Annotated in this window: 19 protein-coding genes and 1 pseudogene; 6 read left to right on the top strand and 14 right to left on the bottom strand. The window is 69.2% G+C overall.

Annotated elements, in window-relative coordinates; all coding sequences use genetic code 11:
- Positions 1-113 precede the first annotated feature (113 nt).
- The 4 genes from OHS57_RS37820 to OHS57_RS33495 form a co-directional block, all read right to left on the bottom strand.
- Positions 114-368: a cation-transporting P-type ATPase gene (locus OHS57_RS37820; RefSeq protein WP_443043010.1), complete on the bottom strand. Its 255-nt coding sequence runs from the start codon at positions 366-368 to the stop codon at positions 114-116.
- Positions 365-850, bottom strand: coding sequence for a universal stress protein (locus tag OHS57_RS33505; RefSeq protein WP_328584337.1), 486 nt, complete (start codon positions 848-850; stop codon positions 365-367). Before OHS57_RS33505 ends, OHS57_RS37820 begins: the two co-directional genes overlap by 4 nt.
- A 229-nt stretch (positions 851-1,079) precedes the next feature.
- Positions 1,080-1,931 (bottom strand): slipin family protein, encoded by an 852-nt coding sequence (locus OHS57_RS33500; protein ID WP_328584336.1) that lies wholly within the window; start codon positions 1,929-1,931, stop codon positions 1,080-1,082.
- An 11-nt stretch (positions 1,932-1,942) separates the two neighbouring features.
- Positions 1,943-2,422, bottom strand: coding sequence for a pyridoxamine 5'-phosphate oxidase family protein (locus OHS57_RS33495; protein WP_328584335.1), 480 nt, complete (start codon positions 2,420-2,422; stop codon positions 1,943-1,945).
- A gap of 174 nt (positions 2,423-2,596) precedes the next feature.
- Between OHS57_RS33495 and OHS57_RS33490 the strand changes: the two genes are divergently transcribed.
- Positions 2,597-3,130, top strand: a complete 534-nt coding sequence (locus OHS57_RS33490; protein ID WP_328584334.1) for a universal stress protein — start codon at positions 2,597-2,599, stop codon at positions 3,128-3,130.
- Positions 3,131-3,189: 59 nt separating this feature from the next.
- Here OHS57_RS33490 and OHS57_RS33485 read toward each other — a convergent pair whose 3' ends face one another.
- The 3 genes from OHS57_RS33485 to pflB form a co-directional block, all read right to left on the bottom strand.
- Positions 3,190-4,101, bottom strand: coding sequence for a universal stress protein (locus tag OHS57_RS33485; RefSeq protein WP_328584333.1), 912 nt, complete (start codon positions 4,099-4,101; stop codon positions 3,190-3,192).
- Between the two features lie 115 nt (positions 4,102-4,216).
- A complete protein-coding gene (gene pflA / locus OHS57_RS33480; RefSeq protein ID WP_328584332.1) occupies positions 4,217-4,981 on the bottom strand; it encodes a pyruvate formate-lyase-activating protein in 765 nt (254 codons plus the stop codon).
- On the bottom strand, positions 4,978-7,230 hold the full coding sequence (gene pflB, locus OHS57_RS33475; RefSeq protein ID WP_328584331.1) for a formate C-acetyltransferase: 2,253 nt from the start codon (positions 7,228-7,230) through the stop codon (positions 4,978-4,980). The genes pflA and pflB overlap by 4 nt, the downstream gene beginning before the upstream one ends.
- A gap of 244 nt (positions 7,231-7,474) precedes the next feature.
- On the opposite strand from pflB, the gene OHS57_RS33470 reads away from it, so the two are divergent.
- From OHS57_RS33470 to OHS57_RS33460, 3 genes are all read left to right on the top strand, one after another.
- Complete coding sequence (locus OHS57_RS33470; RefSeq protein WP_328585223.1) at positions 7,475-8,170, top strand: CBS domain-containing protein; 696 nt, start codon at positions 7,475-7,477, stop codon at positions 8,168-8,170.
- A 66-nt stretch (positions 8,171-8,236) separates the two neighbouring features.
- Positions 8,237-8,545: an STAS domain-containing protein gene (locus OHS57_RS33465; RefSeq protein WP_328584330.1), complete on the top strand. Its 309-nt coding sequence runs from the start codon at positions 8,237-8,239 to the stop codon at positions 8,543-8,545.
- A gap of 86 nt (positions 8,546-8,631) precedes the next feature.
- Positions 8,632-10,365 carry a GAF domain-containing sensor histidine kinase gene (locus OHS57_RS33460; RefSeq protein WP_328584329.1) on the top strand — a complete coding sequence of 578 codons (1,734 nt, stop codon included), beginning with the start codon at positions 8,632-8,634 and terminating at the stop codon, positions 10,363-10,365.
- 63 nt (positions 10,366-10,428) lie between these two features.
- On the opposite strand, the pseudogene OHS57_RS33455 reads toward OHS57_RS33460, so the two are convergent.
- Positions 10,429-10,824 (bottom strand): annotated as a pseudogene (locus OHS57_RS33455) (transposase family protein); the annotation flags it as partial.
- Positions 10,782-11,351, bottom strand: a complete 570-nt coding sequence (locus OHS57_RS33450) for an FAD-dependent oxidoreductase (protein ID WP_443043114.1) — start codon at positions 11,349-11,351, stop codon at positions 10,782-10,784. The pseudogene OHS57_RS33455 and the gene OHS57_RS33450, both read right to left, overlap by 43 nt.
- Positions 11,352-11,617: 266 nt before the next feature.
- Between OHS57_RS33450 and OHS57_RS33445 the strand changes: the two genes are divergently transcribed.
- A complete protein-coding gene (locus tag OHS57_RS33445; RefSeq protein WP_328584327.1) occupies positions 11,618-12,466 on the top strand; it encodes a universal stress protein in 849 nt (282 codons plus the stop codon).
- A gap of 162 nt (positions 12,467-12,628) precedes the next feature.
- Here OHS57_RS33445 and OHS57_RS33440 read toward each other — a convergent pair whose 3' ends face one another.
- Complete coding sequence (locus tag OHS57_RS33440; protein ID WP_041993884.1) at positions 12,629-13,594, bottom strand: pirin family protein; 966 nt, start codon at positions 13,592-13,594, stop codon at positions 12,629-12,631.
- 116 nt (positions 13,595-13,710) lie between these two features.
- Between OHS57_RS33440 and OHS57_RS33435 the strand changes: the two genes are divergently transcribed.
- Positions 13,711-14,061 (top strand): tetratricopeptide repeat protein, encoded by a 351-nt coding sequence (locus OHS57_RS33435; protein ID WP_328584326.1) that lies wholly within the window; start codon positions 13,711-13,713, stop codon positions 14,059-14,061.
- Positions 14,062-14,133: 72 nt separating this feature from the next.
- Here OHS57_RS33435 and ligD read toward each other — a convergent pair whose 3' ends face one another.
- Genes ligD through OHS57_RS33415 form a run of 4 tightly spaced genes read right to left on the bottom strand, consistent with a single transcriptional unit; the run spans position 14,134 to position 19,189 of the window.
- Positions 14,134-15,039, bottom strand: coding sequence for a non-homologous end-joining DNA ligase (gene ligD / locus OHS57_RS33430; protein WP_328584325.1), 906 nt, complete (start codon positions 15,037-15,039; stop codon positions 14,134-14,136).
- A gap of 16 nt (positions 15,040-15,055) precedes the next feature.
- Positions 15,056-17,443 (bottom strand): phosphoketolase family protein, encoded by a 2,388-nt coding sequence (locus OHS57_RS33425; protein WP_328584324.1) that lies wholly within the window; start codon positions 17,441-17,443, stop codon positions 15,056-15,058.
- Positions 17,444-17,478: 35 nt separating this feature from the next.
- Positions 17,479-18,885, bottom strand: a complete 1,407-nt coding sequence (locus OHS57_RS33420) for an NADP-dependent succinic semialdehyde dehydrogenase (RefSeq protein WP_328584323.1) — start codon at positions 18,883-18,885, stop codon at positions 17,479-17,481.
- Between the two features lie 25 nt (positions 18,886-18,910).
- The gene (locus OHS57_RS33415; protein WP_041997361.1) at positions 18,911-19,189 is read right to left on the bottom strand and encodes a WhiB family transcriptional regulator; all 279 of its coding nucleotides are present in this window, start codon (positions 19,187-19,189) and stop codon (positions 18,911-18,913) included.
- Positions 19,190-19,415 lie beyond the last annotated feature (226 nt).

The raw sequence follows: 19,415 nt of genomic DNA, 5'->3' as shown, positions 1-19,415 counted from the left end.
TCCAAAGCTCCGGTCCGAGCGTCTCAACGGGCCGGTCCCCCTCCAGGACAACCCGGCCAGCCGGACTCCAGGCCAGCCAGGGAGGCATGGCGTAGGGATGTTGAGTACCGCCATCAAGGCGTGCGGTTCAACTGCCCGGTCCGCACCTCCGGAGCCCAGGCCAGAACGGCTGCCAGAGCGAGCAGGATCGCCACTGGCTGCGTGAACTGGGTCAGCAGTTCACGGGGCCAGCGACGACCCCCACGGCGCGTCAACTCGTTCGGTCCGTAGATCAGTTGACGCCGAGCCGCTTCCTTGCTCGCCAGCCCCTGCCGCGAGGTCCGCAAGTCGCGGAAGAGCTCGGCCGGCCGTGTACTCGGCGAAGTCACCCGGCTACTGGGGCGTCGCCCGCGTCCGATCGCGGAACGACGACGACGGGACAGGGCGCGTGCTGGACGCAGTGCTGGCTGACGGAACCGAGCAAGACACCGGCGAAGGCGCCGTGTCCCCGGGTTCCGACCACCAGCACCCGGGCGTCGCGCGAAGCTTCCATGAGCACCTGAGCCGGGTGTCCCTCGATCACCCGGGTCGTCACCGCAGTCGTCGTGCTGACCTGGTCCTTCACGCGCGCAACGGCTTCTTCCAGCACTTTCTCGGCGGACGCTGAGAAGTCTCCACCGTCCGGCATGGACGGCAAGTACCCCCAGGAGTAGCCGTACATGTCGGGGTACTGCCAAGCGGCAACGGCCTCGACCGACGCGTTCATCTGCCGGGCATGCGCCAACGCCCAGCGCAGTGCGGCCTCGGAACCCGCGGAACCGTCCACTCCCACGACGATCCGGCCGGTCTCGTCTACGAGTTGATCCACCATCGGAACTCCTACTGATCGATTGTGATCGGGCCTCACGTACGAATCGTGCGGATCATGCGCGCATGGTCGGCTCGGCGGTGGCGGCCGGCCGGCGTTCCGGCTCGGATCCCTTTCGCCCTTCTGGCTACGGGTGGTTCGGGGACCCGCATCTTCCGGCGACCACGGAGACCGAGTGCGCCCACGGTCTGTGTGCTCTCTGCCGCTGGGGCACCAGGGCGCCGGCGGTCGATCACACCGACGCGCCGGCACCGTTCAGCACGGGTGCGGGGGCGGGCTTCGCGGCGCCGATCGGCGACGCGGGGATCGCAGCGGCGGCGGTCTCACGGGCGAGGAAGGAGCCGAGTTCGCCGATGGTGCTCATCAGCGGGGCAGGGAAGACGACGGTCGTGTTCTTGTCGACGCCTATCTCGACCAGGCTCTGCAGGTTGCGGAGCTGGAGCGCGAGCGGGTGCTCCATCATGATGTCCGAGGCATCGCCAAGTGCGGCGGCTGCCATCGATTCACCTTCGGCATTGATGATCTTCGCTCGCTTCTCCCGCTCAGCTTCCGCCTGACGGGCCATGGCCCGCTTCATGCTGTCCGGTAGTTGTATGTCCTTGAGCTCGACCAGGGTGACCTCAACGCCCCATTCGGTGGTCGTCACGTCGAGTATCTCGCGTATGCCCAGATTGATCCGGTCCGTCTCCGACAGCGTCTCGTCGAGCGTGTGCTGGCCGACGACCTTGCGCAGAGTCGTCTGCGCTATCTGGTCGATCGCCGTGCGCACGTTCTCGATCGCGATCACCGATTTCACGGCGTCGACCACCCGGAAGTAGGCGACGGCCGACACGTCGACGCTCACGTTGTCCCGCGTGATGATGCCCTGGGACTGAATGGGCATGGTGACGATCCGCAGCGACACCCGGCGAAGGACATCGACGAACGGAACGATGAGCCGCAGTCCTGGCGAACGCGTCCCCACCAGTCTGCCGAACCTGAACAGCACACCCTTCTCGTACTGCTTGACCACCTTGACCGCCATCGCGAGAGCCACGATGCCCACGATGACCGCGATGACCAGAAGGAAAATCAGAACTGCCATGGCCTTGCTCCTCAGCAGAGGTGGTCGCACACTCCGTGCGCAATATCCCGTGATCGTCTTGCCTGCGACGGCTCGGCATCCGGTGGACGTTCAAGCGACCGCCCCGCGACGAGTTCGCACGCGATCCTGATATATGTCTCCCCCGCGGGGTTCGCCCAGGATTGCGTGTCCAGCGCGCGCAGCCTCCTGCATTCACCCGGGTCCCTCACCAGCCCGGCCCGACCAGTGACGACCACACTCCATCCGCTTCGGGCGTCTTCATCAAAGCAATCCGCCTCAAAGGCGACTACTGCGTTGTCTACTTCGACGACCATGGGAGAAGCCTTGGAGGTACGGACGACAATCGCGGAATCGTGGTCCAGGACATACCTGACGGGCAGGACCGCGGGCAGGGCGTGGCGCGTGAAGACCATGCGCCCGATAGAGGCCGTCGCCATTAGTCTCAGGCACTCTTGATCACCCAGCTCGCGGAATCCGTCGTGGTAGTCCATACATCCATCCTCGCCACGTCAGGTCGTCTCCCGGTAGGGCCGCTTGGCCCCCCGTCGCAGGCCTGGCGGCCCCGCTCACGCGGGCCGCACTCCTCCTGCGGAGTGGTCGCTAATCCGTTTCAGCGAGTCGATCGGCTCTAGCCGTCGGATCGGTTGTCGCACCATCGTGGAGACATGAACATCCAAGAGACCAACGTGCCGGAGTTTGCCGGAGCACGGCCGATTGTCGTGGGGGTGAACGGATCCCGCGCGTCTCTCGCTGCCCTGCAATGGGCCGTGGTCGAGGCGGCGAAGCTCAATGTGCCTCTCGTGATGGTTCACGCCTGGGAGCCGTCGGGACGTCTCCGCGCGCCGTACGCGACTGTGACCGACCGTCGTACGCCGGCCGAGGATCGGGCCACCGGGCAGCGGCTGGTCCAGGCCGCCGTGTCGGCTGTCCTGACGGCCCATCCGGGCGCCGATGTGCGGGCGGCGCTGACCGAGGGGCCGCCGGTGCCGGTACTTCTGCGCTACACCGACGACGCCCTGCTGCTGGCACTCGGGCAGAGCCTCTACCAGGACGGATCGCCGACCGTGCTCGGTCCTGTGACCCGCGCGTGCGTCAGCGAGTCTCGTTGCCCCGTCGTGACTGTGCCGGACTCCCCAGTGACAGCGCACCACAGCGAACTCCCGGCCGTAACGCCCCTGGAGGCGGCCTTCGTCGGCTGACCGGTTGTCCTTGCGGGTCCGTCGCCGCCGCCGAGCCCGGTGGCTCGCTGAGGGCGGTCTCAGTCGTGCGGGACGACGGCGATGGGGGCCCTCGCGTGGTGGATCGCCGCGTGTGTCACGGAGCCGATGTGCGAGCCGATCGACGAACTGCGAATGCGGCGGCCGACGACCAGCAGCGAAGCGTCGGACGCCGCCTCGACCAGCACCGGGGCCGGGCTGCCCATCCGGACGTCGGCGATCACCTCGGTGTCGGGGAACTTCTCCCGCCACGGCAACAGCGTCTGCGTCAACGCGTCTGCCGCGTCCGCCGCCAGTTCGACACCTAGGTCCGCAGGCACACCCACCGGTGCGTAGCCGTATATCGCCGGCGGATACCAGCTGTGGACGACACGCAGGGTGGCCGTGCGACGGGACGCGGCGTCCAAGGCGAAGGCGATCACCGCGTCAGCGGGGCGCTCCAGGTCGAGCCCGAGCACGACGTCCCGGCTGTCGGAAGGCTTCGACGGTCGAGCGCCTTCGGCGTGCCGCTGCTCGTCTTCCGCCGGCTCGCCGCCGCGCAGGAGCACCACCGGCCGTGACGCGGCGGCAACGACCTCAAGCGCCACCGAGCCGATCAGGAAGTCGGCCAGCGCGCCCAAGCCGCGCGATCCGAGCACCAGAAGTTCGGCCTCCGCGCCGGCGGCCAACAGGGTGGGGACCGCCGGGCCGTCGACCTGGTCCGCGGTGATCGGCAGCTGCGGATAGCGGCGGCGTAGTGCGGCCGATGCCTCGCGAGGTATCCGCTCGGCCCAGTGGCGCGTCTCATCGGCGCCGGCCAGTGATCCTCTTGTGTCGTAGTTGTAGGGCTGCCATTCCCAAGCATGGATCAGGCGGAGTGGCAGCCCGCGGCTGATGGCCTCGCGAGCTGCCCAGTCGGCTGCGGACAGGCTTTCGGGTGAACCATCCAGACCTGTGACAACGCTACGCATCATGGCTTCGGCCTCCTTCAGGCGTTTGGCCGCCAGCCTCGCGGCTGCCGCCGCGCGGGAGCAGGGGCCGCGGGTCCTTCTTCGGGGGCCGACCGGCCCCGCGCCCCGTGCCGGGAGGTCAGATCGCCGGCAGACCGTGCTCGCGGAACTGGCCGCGTACTCGTTCGATGAGCGCGGGGTCGGGTACGGGGGTGTCGCGGAGGGGGAACGAGAGGCCGAGGGCCTCGTACTTGATGGTGCCGAGTTTGTGGAACGGCAGGACGTCAACGCGTTCGACGTTGCCGAGCCCGGCGGCGAAGGCGGCCAGACCGTCGATCGCGCGCCGGTCGTCTGTCCAGCCGGGGACGAGGACGTAGCGGATCCGGGCCGGGACACCGAGCTTGTTGAGGCGGGTGGCGAAGGTGAGTGTGGGGGCCAGGCAACCGCCGGTGAGTCTGCGGTAGGTCGGAATGTCGAAGGCCTTGATGTCGAGCAGGACCAGGTCGGTGTCGGCGAGCAGGTCGTCGGTCGCGCGGGCGCCGAGGGAACCGGAGGTGTCCAGCGCGGTGTGCAGGCCCAGTTCGCGGCAGCGGTGGAACACCTCGGCGGTGAAGGCGGACTGGAGCAGCGGCTCGCCGCCGCTGAGGGTGACTCCGCCACCGGCGGTCGTCAGGAAGTCCCGGTACTTCGTGATCTCTGCCATGACCTCGTCCACCGTGGCGCGCCGGCCTTCGCGCATGTGCCATGTGTCGGGGTTCTGGCAGTACAGGCAGCGCAGAGGGCAACCGCTGAGGAAGAGTACGAACCGGGTGCCGGGGCCGTCCACGCCGGTCGACACGTCCCATGAGTGGATCCGCCCGCCGATCCCGGTACGGACGGCCCGAGTTCCGGGGCCGGTGCTCATCGGGCGCCGTGGAAGGTGCGGCTGAGGACGTCGTATTGCTGCTCGCGGGTGAGGCGGACGAAGTTCACGGCGTATCCGGAGACCCGGATGGTCAGGTCCGGATACTTTTCGGGGTGCTCCATGGCGTCTTCGAGGGTGACCCGGTCCAGGACGTTGACATTGAGGTGGAAGCCGCCGGCAGCCGTGAATCCGTCGAGGATGCCCACCAGGTTCCCCGCGCGTTCGGCGGGGTCGTGGCCCAGTCCCTCCGGGGTGACGGTGGACGTCAGGGAGATCCCGTCACGAGCCTTGTCGTACGGGATCTTGGCGACCGACATCGCGGAGGCGATCACCCCGTGGAGGTCCCGCCCGTTCATCGGGTTGGCGCCCGGGGCGAAGGGTGCACCTGCGGGGCGCCCGTCGGGAGTGTTACCGGTGTGCGCGCCGTAGACGACGTTGGAGGTGATGGTGAGCACCGATTGGGTGTGCTCGGCGCCGCGGTACGTCGGGTGGCGGGAGATCTTGGCCATGAACGACTCGACCAGGCCCACTGCGAGGTCGTCCGCACGGTCGTCGTTGTTGCCGTACGCGGGCCAGTCGCCCGCGATCTCGTAGCGCACCGCCAGGCCGGTCGTGTCCCGGATCACCTTGACCCGGGCGTACTTGACGGCGGACAGGCTGTCGGCGGCGACGGACAGGCCGGCGATGCCGCAGGCCATGAAGCGGTGCACCGGGTAGTCGTGCAAAGCCATTTCCAGCCGCTCGTAGGCGTACTTGTCGTGCATGTAGTGGATGACGTTGAGCGCGTCGACGTAGGTGGCGGCCAGCCAGTCCAGTGTGCGGTCGTACGCGGCGGACAGCTCGTCGTAGTCGAGATACTCACCGGTGAGCGGCTGCGCCGGCGGGCTGATCTGCTCGCCGGTCCTCTCGTCGCGACCGCCGTTGATCGCGTAGAGCAGGGCCTTGGCGAGGTTGACCCGGGCCCCGAAGAACTGCATCTGCTTTCCCACCGCCATGGCGGATACGCAGCAGGCGATGGCGGTGTCGTCGCCGGTACGCGGGCGCATCAGGTCGTCGGACTCGTACTGGATGGCGCTGGTATCGATGGAGACCTGGGCGCAGAACCGCTTGAAGCCCTCCGGGAGCCATGGTGACCAGAGCACGGTCAGGTTGGGTTCAGGCGCGGGGCCGAGGTTGTAGAGGGTCTGCAGGATGCGGAAGGAGGTACGGGTGACCAGGGGGCGGCCGTCGGTCCCCATTCCACCGACGGCCTCGGTGACCCAGGTCGGGTCACCTGAGAAGAGCGCGTCGTACTCGGGTGTGCGCAGGAAGCGGACGATCCGCAGCTTGATGACGAAGTCGTCGATCAGCTCCTGCGCACCGGTCTCGTCGATGTTGCCGGCGTCGAGGTCCCGCTGGAGGTAGACGTCCAGGAAGGTGGAGGTCCGGCCCAGTGACATCGCCGCGCCGTTCTGCTCCTTCACCGCGGCGAGGTAGCCGAGGTACAGCCACTGGATGGCCTCGCGGCCGGTGGCTGCGGGGCGGGTCACGTCGCAGCCGTAAGCAGCGGCCATCTGGTCCAGCTCGCCCAGCGCCCGGATCTGCTCGGCCAGTTCCTCGCGGTCACGGATGACGTCGGCTGTGGACGGTCGCTCGTCCAGCAGGGCACGCTCGGCCCGCTTGACCTCGACCAGGCGGGCGGTGCCGTAGAGGGCGACGCGGCGGTAGTCGCCGATGATCCGGCCGCGGCCGTAGGCATCGGGCAGGCCGGTGATGAGGCCCGCTTTGCGGGCGCGGCGCATCTCGGGCGTATAGGCGTCGAAGACCCCGTCGTTGTGCGTCTTGCGATAAGTGCCGAACACCTTGGTGACGAACGGGTCGGGCTCGTAGCCGTACGCGCGCAGGCTGTTCTCGACCATGCGCAGACCGCCGTTCGGCATGATCGCGCGCTTGAGCGGGGCGTCGGTCTGTAGGCCGACGATCAGTTCACGGTCGCGGTCGATGTATCCGGGGGCGTGCGAGGTGATGGTCGAGGGGGTGGCCGCATCGACGTCGAGGATGCCCCGGGCACGCTCCTCCGGGTAGAGGGCCGAGACCCCTGCCCACACCGCGAGGGTACGGTCGGTCGGGCCGCTCAGGAACGCGGGGCCGCCCTCGTACGGCGTGTAGTTGGCCTGGATGAAGTCGCGGACGTCGACGCGGTCGCGCCAAAGCTGCCCTCGCCATGTCGCGGTCCACGGCTCGGTGCGGGATTCGGGTGTCACAGTCATCGCAGTCGTCCATTTCACGTTGCCCGTCACTGCTGTGCCGATCCTGGTCGCGATGGGCGGGCGACGGCAGGGCCACCGGGTGCCGAACCGGTGGGCCGGTCGGACCCCGTGTCCCGTCTGCCGGGCGTAGCCGTCCGCGTACCCCTTGGGGCCCGGGGTGCTGCCCCGATCGGCCCTTATGCCGGATGGGGGCGATGACGGACAGTGCGGGAAAGGTCCCGCACGCCGGCAGGAAGGCAGCATCATGAGGTACCGCACCGTGGGCGACTTGATGACCGTTTCAGTGGCACGGGCACGCGTCGACACGCCCTTCAAGGACATCGTCAAGCTGCTGGGTGAGTACGACATCAGCGCGGTGCCCGTCGTGGACGGCACCGATCACCCGGTGGGCGTGGTGTCCGAAGCGGACCTGTTGCGCGCCGAGGCCGGCCGACCGGATCCGGTCGGGTCGCTGTCCGTTCGCCCAACCTCCGGCGACCGTGCCGCGGCGACCACTGCGGGCCGCCTGATGACCAGCCCCGCAGTCGTGGCCGAGCGCCACTGGACGGTCGTCCGGACGGCGCGGGTCATGGACAGCCGCAAGGTCAAGCGCCTACCGGTCGTGGACGAGGCCGGCCGGCTGGTCGGCATAGTCAGCCGAGCTGATCTGCTGCGGGTTTTCCTGCGTCATGACCACGCGATCCGCGAGGAGATCAGCGGGGACGTCCTCGACCGCACCTTGGGGATCACCCCCACCGACGTGGCCGTCCGTGTCGTCGACGGGCGGGTGACCCTGGTCGGCGTCGTCCAGAGCCGCAGCCAGATCCCCTTCGTGATCCGGCTCTGCGAGAGCGTCGACGGTGTCGTCGAAGTGACAGGAGAACTCAGATTTCGCACCGACGACGTGCTCACATCGGCCACCGCTCACGGACCTGCCAGTCATGTCGAACAGTCACCGTGACACCGCGGCGGAAACCGTAGTGACCAGGCCCGCTTTGCTCATGAACCTGGAACGGAACGAACTGCCATGGAAGTGCTGACATTGCAGGGCGAGATCGACCTGTTCACCGCACCGGAAGTGTCCGCTCAACTCGACGCGGCAACCGCCCGTCCGCGCACCGAGCTGGTCGTGGACCTGCGCCCGGTGACATTCATGGACTGCAGCGGGCTGTCGGTGCTGTGCCGCGCGCGCAAGCGTCTCCTGCGCGGCGGTGTCGGTATCCGGCTCGTCGTGCACGACTCCGCCGTGCTGCGGCTGCTGCGCCTGACCGGACTGGCCGAGGTCTTCGACACGGTCGCGGACCTGCCGCACGAAGTCCCTGCCCTGATCGGATGACGCGGGAAACGTGCCGGCGATCAGGCGTACCGCACGCATAGGGGGACAGGTTCACACCGTGGTGCTTCGGCACCGGTGGAGGACCGTTGAGCGAGAACAGCACGGAGACCGGCGGACAACTGCCCGGATCACGGCCGGGCGAACTCCTCGAAGAGCCTCAGCTTCGGGTCGACACGGTGCGCGGGACGCGCGACCGGGTGCACAGCTTGCTGGAGGCAGTGCTGTCGGTCGGGCGGGAACTGGACCTGCCCCACGTGCTCAGACGGATTGTGGAGACCGCCGTCGTCCTGGTCGATGCGGAGTACGGTGCGCTGGGTGTGATCGGCGACGACGCCCAACTGTCCGAGTTCCTGACGGTCGGAGTCTCCGACGAACAGGCGCTGAGGATCGGGCCGCTTCCCTCGGGACACGGAATCCTGGGAGAGCTGATCCGCCACCCGGAAACCCTGCGCCTGCCAGAGCTTTCCGCGCACCCGGCGTCATACGGACTCCCGGAGAACCATCCGCCGATGCGTACGTTCCTCGGCGTCCCGATCCGGGTACGGGACATGGCTTTCGGCAACATCTACCTGACCGAAAAGCGGGGCGGCCGCGAATTCGACGCCGAGGACGAGAGTCTGCTGACCACTCTGGCTGTCGCGGCCGGAATCGCCATCGAGAACGCCCGACTGTACAAAAAGGCCCGTGAAAGCCGGCGGTGGATGGAGGCGAACGCCGAGGTCGTCAGCGAGCTGCTGTCAGGTGCCGACGAAACACCGGTACTGGAACTGATCGTCGACCACGGCCGCCGCATCCTCCACGCGGACCTGGGCGTCGTCGCGCTGCCTGTACCGGGCGGTACAGACCTGCAAGTGATGATCGCGATGGGCGTCGACGCCGAGAACCATCGGGGGCTGGTACTACCGGGCGAGGGCTCCTTCATGGGGACCGCGATGTCCGTCGGCCGACCGATCACCACGACACATATCACCACAGATCCCAGGGTCACCGTGGGCCCCCCGCGCTGGCAAGGGCTCGGGCCGGTGGTGGCCGTGCCCATGGTGGCCGGCGAAAAGGCACGCGGCGTGCTGATGCTCGCACGCAAGGAGGGCTCAGCCGAATTCACCGAAGGCGAGGCGTCGCCGCTGCTCAGCTTCGCCGGCCACGCTGCGCTGGCACTCGAACTTGCCGAACGACGCCGCGGAGCAGAACAGTTGGCGCTGCTGGAGGACCGCGACCGGATCGCCCGCGACCTTCACGATCTTGCCATCCAGAGGCTTTTCGCGACGGGGATGACGCTCCAGAGCGCCGCGCGGTTCGTCCAGCACCCCGAGGCGAGCGAGCGGCTGGTGCGGGCTGTGGACGATCTGGACGAGACCATCAAGATCATACGATCGACCATCTTCGGACTGCGGGTCCACGAATCCGGCCGAGCCTCCCAAAGCCTGCGGGTACGGGTGTCGGCGGCGGTGGCGCAGGCCGCCCGTACGCTCGGCTTCACCCCGGCGCTCAGCATGGAAGGGCTCATCGACACCGACGTGCCCTCGGCAGTCGCGGACGACGCCATCGCCGTCCTGGCCGAAACTCTTTCCAACGTCTCACGCCACGCGAGGGCCACGACTGCCGGTGTTTCGTTCGTCGTCAGATCCGGGACCCTGACCATCACCGTTGTCGACAACGGAGTCGGCGTGCCCGCCGGCAGCAGGCGAAGCGGCCTCGACAATCTCGCGGTACGGGCCGAGCGCCACGGCGGCACCATGGACATGCGAACCGGCACCCAGGGCGGTACGCGCCTGGTCTGGTGTGTTCCAGTGGCAGCAGACCACGCCGGACCCGCCTGAAGTGTGTTGCAGACGGTTGTGTCCGTGCACGTCGGGACGAGATTGTGGCCGGTCAGGTCCTATGGCCATCGCATCCGCGCTGTTGCCCGGCGCTGGGCGCGGCGGGCCGCGGAGACGACGAGTTTGGTGTCGGCGTCGATGATGACCTGCACCTTCGCCGGGAACCGGTAGCTGCGCGACGAGGCACCGACCTTCCGGTCCCGTACCGGGATCAGGGTGCCGTCCACGGTCCACAACCGGTCGACCGGGTCGGCCGGGCGGGCGGCCGGCTCGACCGCAAGCAGTGGCCGCAGCTGCTGGTTCACCCCGCACACGGTCGTCGGCGAGCAGCCGAAATTACGGCGCGAGCTGGCGCATCGTGAGGTTCGTGCCGACATACACGGCCACCAGCCACACCCGGTCCGCCAGGGGATCTCTCAGGCCTCGGAAGCCGCGCCCGTCGATACAGCCTCCTCGGTCAGCAGTCGGCGAATGTTCCGGGCCACGGTCTCGGCCTGAACAAAGGCTCGCGGACGGGCCGACGCAGCAGGGCCGACGGCGGGGCCGAGGGCGAAGACCTCGCGCATGGTCGTCGACCGGAACGTCTGCGGGTCGACAGAGAGAAAGCGGTGCCCGTCGGCGAGGCCGGACGGGAGCGGATGCAGGCCGGTCGCCACGACCAAGGCGTCGTAGCCGAGGGTGGTGCCGTCCGTGAGGCAGAGTTCCGCGCGATCGGTGTCCACGGAGGCGACCTCCACGTGACGGAAGCCGATGCCCTGCCGAAGCCGTAGATGCTCGGGCGGTTGCATAGCGTGCGGCCCGTAAAGGCCCAGCGCCACGAGGAGTTCGAGCTCCGGGTCGCGCGGGTCGATCCGATCGATCACGACGATGCGGAACTCACCGCCGTAGCAGAGTGCGCTCAGCCGGTTGGCCGCCAGAATACCCGCGGCGCCGCTACCGATGATCACAATGCGCTGGTGCGTTTTTTGTTCTGCGTACGGGTCCATGTGGTCTTCCACGAGGCTCACTCTCCGTATGTCGGCGTGGCGCCTTTCACGGCGTCGCGCGATGAGGTTCCCGCCTGTCGGTACCGCGCCTGCCAGGCCGACCAGGCCGCGCTTCTTCAGGCTGCCGTGTGCGGCGGCCGATGCCGAGAGCCGAACGGCCCTGCCGCGAGGGCGGACCGGGCCGTAAACCAGACTCGGCCGGCCCTGCCCGTTCACGGAGCCGGGCCCCAGGATCGAGTCGGGGACCCATTACCGAAGGAGCGGGCATGAGCGCACAACGTGTCGTCGTAGGGGTGGACGGATCAGCCCCGTCCTTCGGGGCACTGGACGCCGCCGCCATCGAGTCGCAGCGGCGTACGGCAGACCTCGAAGTGGTCTACTGCGTAGCCGACTTGGACGAGGGCGGCCCGATCCTTCGGGCCGCCGCCTCGCGGGTCGCCAAGCGCCACCCCGGCCTCACCGTCAACGCAACAGCCGTTGTCGGCGACCCGGCCGATGTGCTGGTCGAACGGGGCCGCGACGTAGTCCTCACAGTGGTCGGCAGCCGCGGGATCGGCGGCTTCGCCGGGCTGATGGTGCCCTCGGTGAGCCATCGGGTGGCGGCCCGTGCAGACGTACCGCTGCTCGTGGTGAAGGGAACGGACGCCCGACATACGTCTCCGCGCATCCGCAGGGAAGGGGTGTTGCTCGCGCTGGAGAATGACGACGACGCTGACGCCGCGCTGTTCGCCTTCGAAGAGGCCGAACTGCGCCACGCCCAGGTCGACGTACCGCACGTCTGGACATACCGGCAGGCGCTACTGGAAACCCTGGACCCGCACCCCACCGTGCCCGCACAAGAAAGGATCCCGCGCCGGACCGCAGCCTCGGCGGCACTCCCAGGTGAGTTCGTCACACCGTCGCGCCTGGCGTACCCGCGCCGTGAATTCGGGACGCGGCCGGTACGGTCCACGCCCTGCCGCGACCTCATCGCGGCCACCGCGGACGCGGAACTGGTGGTAATCGCCGCCCACCGGCGGCGCAACCGGCTGCGCATCCAACTGGAGCCGCTCACCAGGGCATTGCTGCACCACGCGCAGTGCCCGGTGGCAATCGTGCCGGCTCCGGAAGGCTAGGGCGGCGAAACAGGTACGTTCACGAACGCGGCTGCCGTACCGTGCGGTCTTCGCCGTATGCCCTTAATCGCGGTAAACCTCTAGCAACCGCAGCAAAGGGTACGTCATACTCCCCTGACCGTGAGCCTTGGCGAATCCCCACCCTACGGGCGAACGACGAGGTCAGCGCACCCGTCCCCGCGGCTTCAGTGGGGTCGGGGGGAGATCCGGGGCGGGGAGGCGGGGGCCGGCGTAGCCGTGGACCTCGCCGAAGCGGGTGCCGGACATCCAGTCTTCGCGGGCCTGGTTGATCTCGTCGTTCGACCTCGCCACGTAGTTCCACCACATGACGATCTCCTCCTCGAACGGCTCGCCGCCCAGGAGCATCAGGCCCGCGTCCGTCGCCGCGCGCAGGGGAAGTTCCGAGCGGCCGCAGCCCAGGTAGAGCATGGAGCCCGGGAGTACGGGGACGCCGTCGACCGCCGCTTCGCCGGACATGGCGAGGACCGCGTACTCGAAGTCCGGGTTGAGAGGCAGTCGCAGTCCGGCGCCCGCCGTGAGGGTCAGGTCGGCGGCGGTGAGGGGGGTGTAGGTGGTGCCCGGGGATGTGGCGCCGTCCAGGTCGCCGAGGATGACCGTCGCCGTCAGGCCGGGGGCGGTGACCGTGGGCAGGGCGCTGTGGTGCTCGAAGTGCGGTTCCGTGTCTCGGTGTTCGTCGGGGAGCGCCACCCAGAGCTGGGCGCCGTGCAGCAGGCGGGCGTGCGGGCGGGGGCTCTCCTCGGAGTGGGAGATCGCCCGGCCGGACGTCATCAGGCCCAGCTCGCGCGGCCGGACGGTCTGCAGGCTGCCGAGGCTGTCGCGGTGCAGGACCTCGCCGTCGTGCAGCCAGCTCACGGTCTGCAGGCCCATGTGCGGGTGGGGCGGCACCTGCATGCCGGGCTCGTCCGCGATGTCGTCGGGGCCGTAGTGGTCGACGAAGGCGAACGCTCCCACCATGCGGCGGCCCAGGTTCGGCAGCAGCCTGCGGACCTCGGTGGACTCCCCCAGCTGCACCCGGCGCGGGCTCAGCAGTTCGCGTACCGGCTCGGCGACCACAAATCCGCGTCCTCCGGAGACGGCGACGTCGGCCCGACGATCGAGATTGCTCATGGGGCCCAACCTAAGCCCGGCGGGCGCGGGCCGACAGTCTTCGGCGACGACTGGTAGTGGAATGTTCAACCAAAGGCCGGTGTTATGGCGGGCAGGACAGATCGTGAGGAGGACACGTGGAGACCACGTACTACGAGTACGGAACGGCCGCCGAGCGCTGGGACCGTGCGCAGCTGTTCTTCGACGCCAAGGAGTACGGCACCGCCGCGCGCATCCTCGGCGGGCTCGTCGAGGAGGCTCCGGACCAGGTCGCGACCCGGCTGCTGCTGGCTCGGGCGTACTACCACTCGGCGCGCCTGGTGAAGGCCGAGACCGAGCTGCGGGCCGTGCTGGAGCGCGATCCGGTGGAGCACTACGCCCGGCTGATGCTGGGCCGCACCCTGGAGCGCCAGGGCCGGGACACCGAGGCGGCGACCCAGCTCCGGCTGGGCGACGCGCTGGCGGGTACGTTCACCGCCACCGCGTGACGCGGTCCTCGGTCGTGTCCGCGAAGTCTCGTCCGGCTCGAAGGGCGGACGACGATACGTCGCGGACACTCCCTAGCGCAGTCGCGCCAGCCTCTCGCGCGCCGGGCCCAGCGCCCGGCCGCGGGCGGGCACGTCCGCCCACGGGTCGGTACGCGCCTGCTCCAGGACGTTCGTCACCGTCCAGCGGCGGGCGGTGACGGCGGGGTCCTTGAGCTGGTCCCAGCTGATCGGCGTGGCGACGGGCGCCTCCTGCCTCGCGCGTACGGAGAAGGGGGCGACCGCCGTCTGCGCGTAGCCGTTGCGCTGGATGTCGAGGTAGAGCCGGCCTTCCCGCGCCTCGGTGCGCACCTCCGTGGTCAGCCGGTCCGGGTCACGGGCCGCGAGGGTCGCCGCGACCTCGGCGGCGAAGTCCCGCACGTCGTCGAAGCCGGCGCGGCGGTCCAGCGGAACGACGACGTGCAGGCCCTTGGAGCCGGTGGTCATCAGCATGCTCGGCAGTTTCAACTCACCCAGCAGATCGCCCAGTTGGAACGCCGCCTTGCGCACCGCCTCGAAGTCGTCGCCGGCCGGGTCGAGATCGAAGACCAGCCGGTCGGGGGCGTCGGGGCGGTCGGCACGTGACTGCCAGCGGTGGAAGGTGAGACACGCCTGTCCCGCGAGATAGAGCAGTGTCGCCTCGTTGTCGCAGACCGGATGGGCCACCGTGCCGCCCTTCTTGGTGACTTCGGCCCTGCGGATCCAGTCCGGGTAGCTGTCCGGGGCGTTCTTCCGCATGAAGCGCGGGCCGCCCACCCCGTCCGGGTGGCACTCCAGCATCAGCGGTCTGCCCTTGAGCTGGGGCACCATCCAGCGGGCGACACTCCGGTAGTACTCCACCAGGTCGGCCTTGGTGAGGCCGAGTTCGGGGAACAGCACCTTGTCGGGACGGTTGACCTCGACGGTCCGCCGTCCCGACCGTACGCGCAGGGCATCACTCATCGCCGGTCCGCTCTTCTCAGCCTGTCCACTTCCAGTCGGCGACCTCCGGCAGATCCGTACCGTGCTCGCGGATCCACGCGTGGTGCCGGGTCCTGACGTCCGCCATCGCCTGACGGACCGCCACCGCCCGTACGCCCAGGCCCGGTACGCGGTCGATCACGTCCATCACCAGCCGGTAGCGGTCCAGGTCGTTGCGTACCACCATGTCGAACGGGGTGGTGGTCGTCCCCTCCTCCTTGTAGCCGCGCACGTGCAGATTGCTGTGGCCGGTGCGGCGGTAGGCCAGCCGGTGGATCAGCCACGGGTAGCCGTGGTACGCGAAGATCACCGGACGGTCGGTGGTGAAGATCGAGTCGTACTCGGAGTCCGTCATCCCGTGCGGGTGCTCGTCGTGCGGCAGCAGCCGCGCCATGTCGACCACGTTGACCAACCGGACGGCCAGCTCCGGCAGATGGATGCGCAGCAGGCTCGCCGCCGCCATCGCCTCCTGGGTGGGTACGTCCCCGGCGCAGGCCAGCACCACGTCCGGCTCGCGGGTGCCGTCCTCGGTGCCCGCCCAGTCCCAGACGCCGGCGCCGCGCGCGCAGTGGGCGCGTGCCTCGTCGAGGGTGAGCCAGTCGAAGCTGGGCTGCTTGCCCGCGACGACGACATTGACGTAGTCCCGGCTGCGCAGCGCGTGATCCGCCACGGACAGCAGGGTGTTGGTGTCCGGCGGCAGGTAGACCCGGACGACCTCGGGGCTCTTGTTCAGGATGTGGTCGACGAAACCGGGGTCCTGGTGGGAGAAGCCGTTGTGGTCCTGGCGCCAGACGTGCGACGTCAGCAGGTAGTTGAGCGAGGCGATGGGGCGCCGCCAGGGCAGTCGACGCGAGGTGCGCAGCCACTTGATGTGCTGGTTGACCATCGAGTCCACGATGTGGGCGAACGCCTCGTAACTGGAGAACAGGCCATGACGCCCCGTCAGCAGATAGCCCTCCAGCCAGCCTTGGCACAGGTGCTCGGAGAGCACCTCCATGACCCGGCCGTCGTGCGTCAGATGCTCGTCGGTGTCGAGCGTCTGCGCCTGCCAGGCCTTGCCGGTGGCCTTGTACAGCGCTTCGAGCCGGTTGGAAGCGGTCTCGTCGGGGCCGACGACACGGAAGTCCCTGCGGCCCGCGGTGGCTTCCATGATCGCTTCCAGCATGCCGCCCAGCACCCTGGTGGGTTCGTTGAGTACGGTGCCGGGCTTGTCGACGCGCACCGCGTACCGCTCGAGGTCGGGGATCGGCAGTTCGCGCAGCAGCAGACCGCCGTTGGCGTGCGGCGTCGCGCCCAGTCTGCGGGCACCGTCGGGCACGCACTCCAGTACCTCGGGGCGCGGCGCGCCCGTCGCGTCGAAGAGTTCGTCGGGACGGTACGAGCGCAGCCACTCCTCCAGCTGCGCCAGATGCTCCGGGTTGGTGCGCACCCCGCTGAGCGGCACCTGGTGCGCGCGCCAGGTGCCCTCGACCGGCAATCCGTCGACCTCGCGCGGCCCGGTCCAGCCCTTGGGCGTACGCAGCACGATCATCGGCCAGTTGGGCCGCTCGGTGGTGCGGCCCTCGCGCGCTTCGTGCTGGATCTGCGCGATGCGGTCGACGGCGCGGTCCATCGCCTCGGCCATGGCCCGGTGGACGGCGAGCGGCTCGTCGCCCGTGACATGCAGCGGCTCGTGGCCGTATCCCCGCAGCAGCGAGTCGAGTTCGGCCTCGGGCAGCCGTGCGAGCACGGCCGGATTGGCGATCTTGTACCCGTTGAGATGGAGGACGGGCAGGACGGCTCCGTCGTGCACCGGGTCGAGGAACTTGTTCGAGTGCCAGGACGTGGCGAGCGGCCCGGTCTCCGCCTCGCCGTCCCCGATCACGCAGGTGACCAGCAGGTCGGGGTTGTCCAGCGCGGCGCCGTAGGCGTGGGCGAGCGAGTAACCCAGCTCCCCGCCCTCGTGGATGGAGCCGGGTGTCTCGGGCGCGACATGGCTCGGCACACCGCCGGGGAAGGAGAACTGGTGGAACAGTCGCTCCATCCCTTCCCTGTCCCTGCTGACGTCCGGGTACGTCTCCGAATACGTGCCCTCCAGCCAGGAGTTGGCCAGCACGGCGGGGCCGCCGTGCCCCGGCCCCCAGACGCACAGGGCGTCGATGTCACGCGCCTTGATGATCCGGTTGAGGTGTGTGTGTACGAGGTTCAGGCCGGGCGACGTGCCCCAGTGGCCGAGCAGCCGGGGCTTGATGTGCTCGGCGGCGAGTGGTTCGAGCAGCAGCGGGTTGGCCATCAGGTAGATCTGGCCGACGGCCAGATAGTTGGCGGCGCGCCAATGGGCGTCGAGCGCCGTCAGTTCTCTCTCGTCGAGCCCCGCCCACGGCTCGTCGGTGTGCACCTCGTACATGGTCGTCTCCTCGCCCGCGCCTGTTGGGCCGCCGGTCAGCTCTGGTCGGGTTCGGCGCCGTGCCACACCGTGGTCACGTTGCAGAACTCGCGGATGCCGTGTCCCGACAGCTCACGCCCGTAGCCGGAGCGCTTGACGCCGCCGAAGGGGAAGGCGGGGTGGGATGCCGTCATACCGTTGAAGAACACACCGCCGGCCTGGAGGTCACTGACGAAGCGCTCCACTTCCGCGTCGTCACGTGTCCAGACGTTCGAACTAAGCCCGAACGGGGTGTCGTTGGCGATTTTCACGGCCGTGTCGAGATCGGCGGCGCGGTAGAGCGTGGCGACCGGGCCGAAGGTCTCCTCGTGGTGGATGCGCATGTCCTCGGTGATGTCGGCGAGTACGGTCGGCTCGAAGTACCAGCCCCGGTCGAGCCCGGCCGGCCGGCCGCCGCCGCACAGCACCGTCGCGCCCTTGGCGACCGCGTCGTCGACCAGCTCCGCCAGGTCCGTACGGCCCTGTTCGCTGGAGAGCGGACCGACGTCGGTGGACTCCTCCATCGGGTCGCCGACGGTCAGCGCCCGCACCCCCGCGGTGAACCGGGCGGCGAAGTCGTCGTAGACGTCGGCGTGCGCGATGAAGCGCTTGGCGGCGATACAGGACTGGCCGTTGTTCTGGACCCGCGCCGTCACCGCCGTCTTCGCCGCCCGCTCGATGTCGGCCGACGGCATGACCACGTACGGGTCGCTGCCACCGAGCTCCAGCACCGTCTTCTTGACCTCGTCGCCCGCGATGGCGGCGACGGACCGGCCGGCCGGCTCGCTGCCGGTGAGCGTGGCGGCGGCGACCCGGTCGTCGCGCAGGATCGACTCGATCGCGCCGGAGCCGACCAGCAGCGTCTGGAAGCAGCCGTCGGGGAAGCCGGCCCTGAGGAACAGCTCCTCCAGGTACAGGGCGGTCTGCGGCACGTTCGACGCGTGCTTGAGCAGTCCCACGTTGCCCGCCATCAAGGCGGGGGCCGCGAACCGGACGACCTGCCAGAGCGGGAAGTTCCACGGCATCACGGCGAGGACGACGCCCAGCGGACGGTAGTGGACGCGCGCGTACGAGCCGCCGGAATCCTTCACGTCGGCGTCCGACGGATGTTCGTCGGCGAGCAGCTTCTCGGCGTTGGCCGCGTACCAGCGCATCGACTTGGCGCACTTCAGCGCCTCGGCGCGGGCCTGCGCGAGGGGCTTGCCCATCTCGGTCGTCATGGTGCGGGCGATGTCGGGCGCGTCCTGCTCCAGCAGCTCGGCAGCGCGGTTCAGCAGCCGGGCCCGTTCGTCGAACGGGGTGCCGCGATAGATCCGCGCGGTGCTGTGGGCCGTCGCGATACGGCGCTCGATCTCCTCGGCCGTCAGCGGTTCGAACGTACGGAGCGTCTCTCCGCTGGCGGGATTCACCGTGGCGATGGGCATGGGGCGATTCCTCTCGATTCGACAGTCAGACCTTTCCGCGACCTGCGGGGCCTCGCAACACGGGGCGCCGGCTCGCCGGGCGGCGGTCGGTCCTGCGCCGCATCCTGCGCCGCTCGTCCTCGTCGGTGCCGCCCCAGACGCCGGTGGTACGGCCGGTGTTCAGCGCCCACTCGAGGCACTGCGCCTCCACCGGGCAGCCGTGGCACACCTCCTTGGCGCGCTTCGCCTGGGCGGCGGCGGGTCCGGACTCCCCCACCGGGAAGAACAGCTCGGGATCGGCGTCGGTGCAGGCGGCGTGCCGCAGCCACTCCCAGGTGTCGGGGTCAGGGACGAAGCCGGTGACACCGGCGTCGGTCTGGCTGTGGCCTGTCGTCAGACGGGTGGTCATGCGGTTCAGTCCTCTCTCGCGCTTCGTGGCTTCCTCGTCGCGTACCCGTTGGCGCGCGCCGAAACGATAAACGTCCCGCTGTCTGCATCCGCGTCCGTACGCGCGTCGCGCCGAGGACTCGTATCCGCACCGCGCCGCCCGG

Origin of the sequence: Streptomyces sp. NBC_00370 (assembly GCF_036084755.1) — a bacterium.
GTDB lineage: Bacteria > Actinomycetota > Actinomycetes > Streptomycetales > Streptomycetaceae > Streptomyces.
This window is presented reverse-complemented; position numbering and strand designations above follow the sequence as displayed.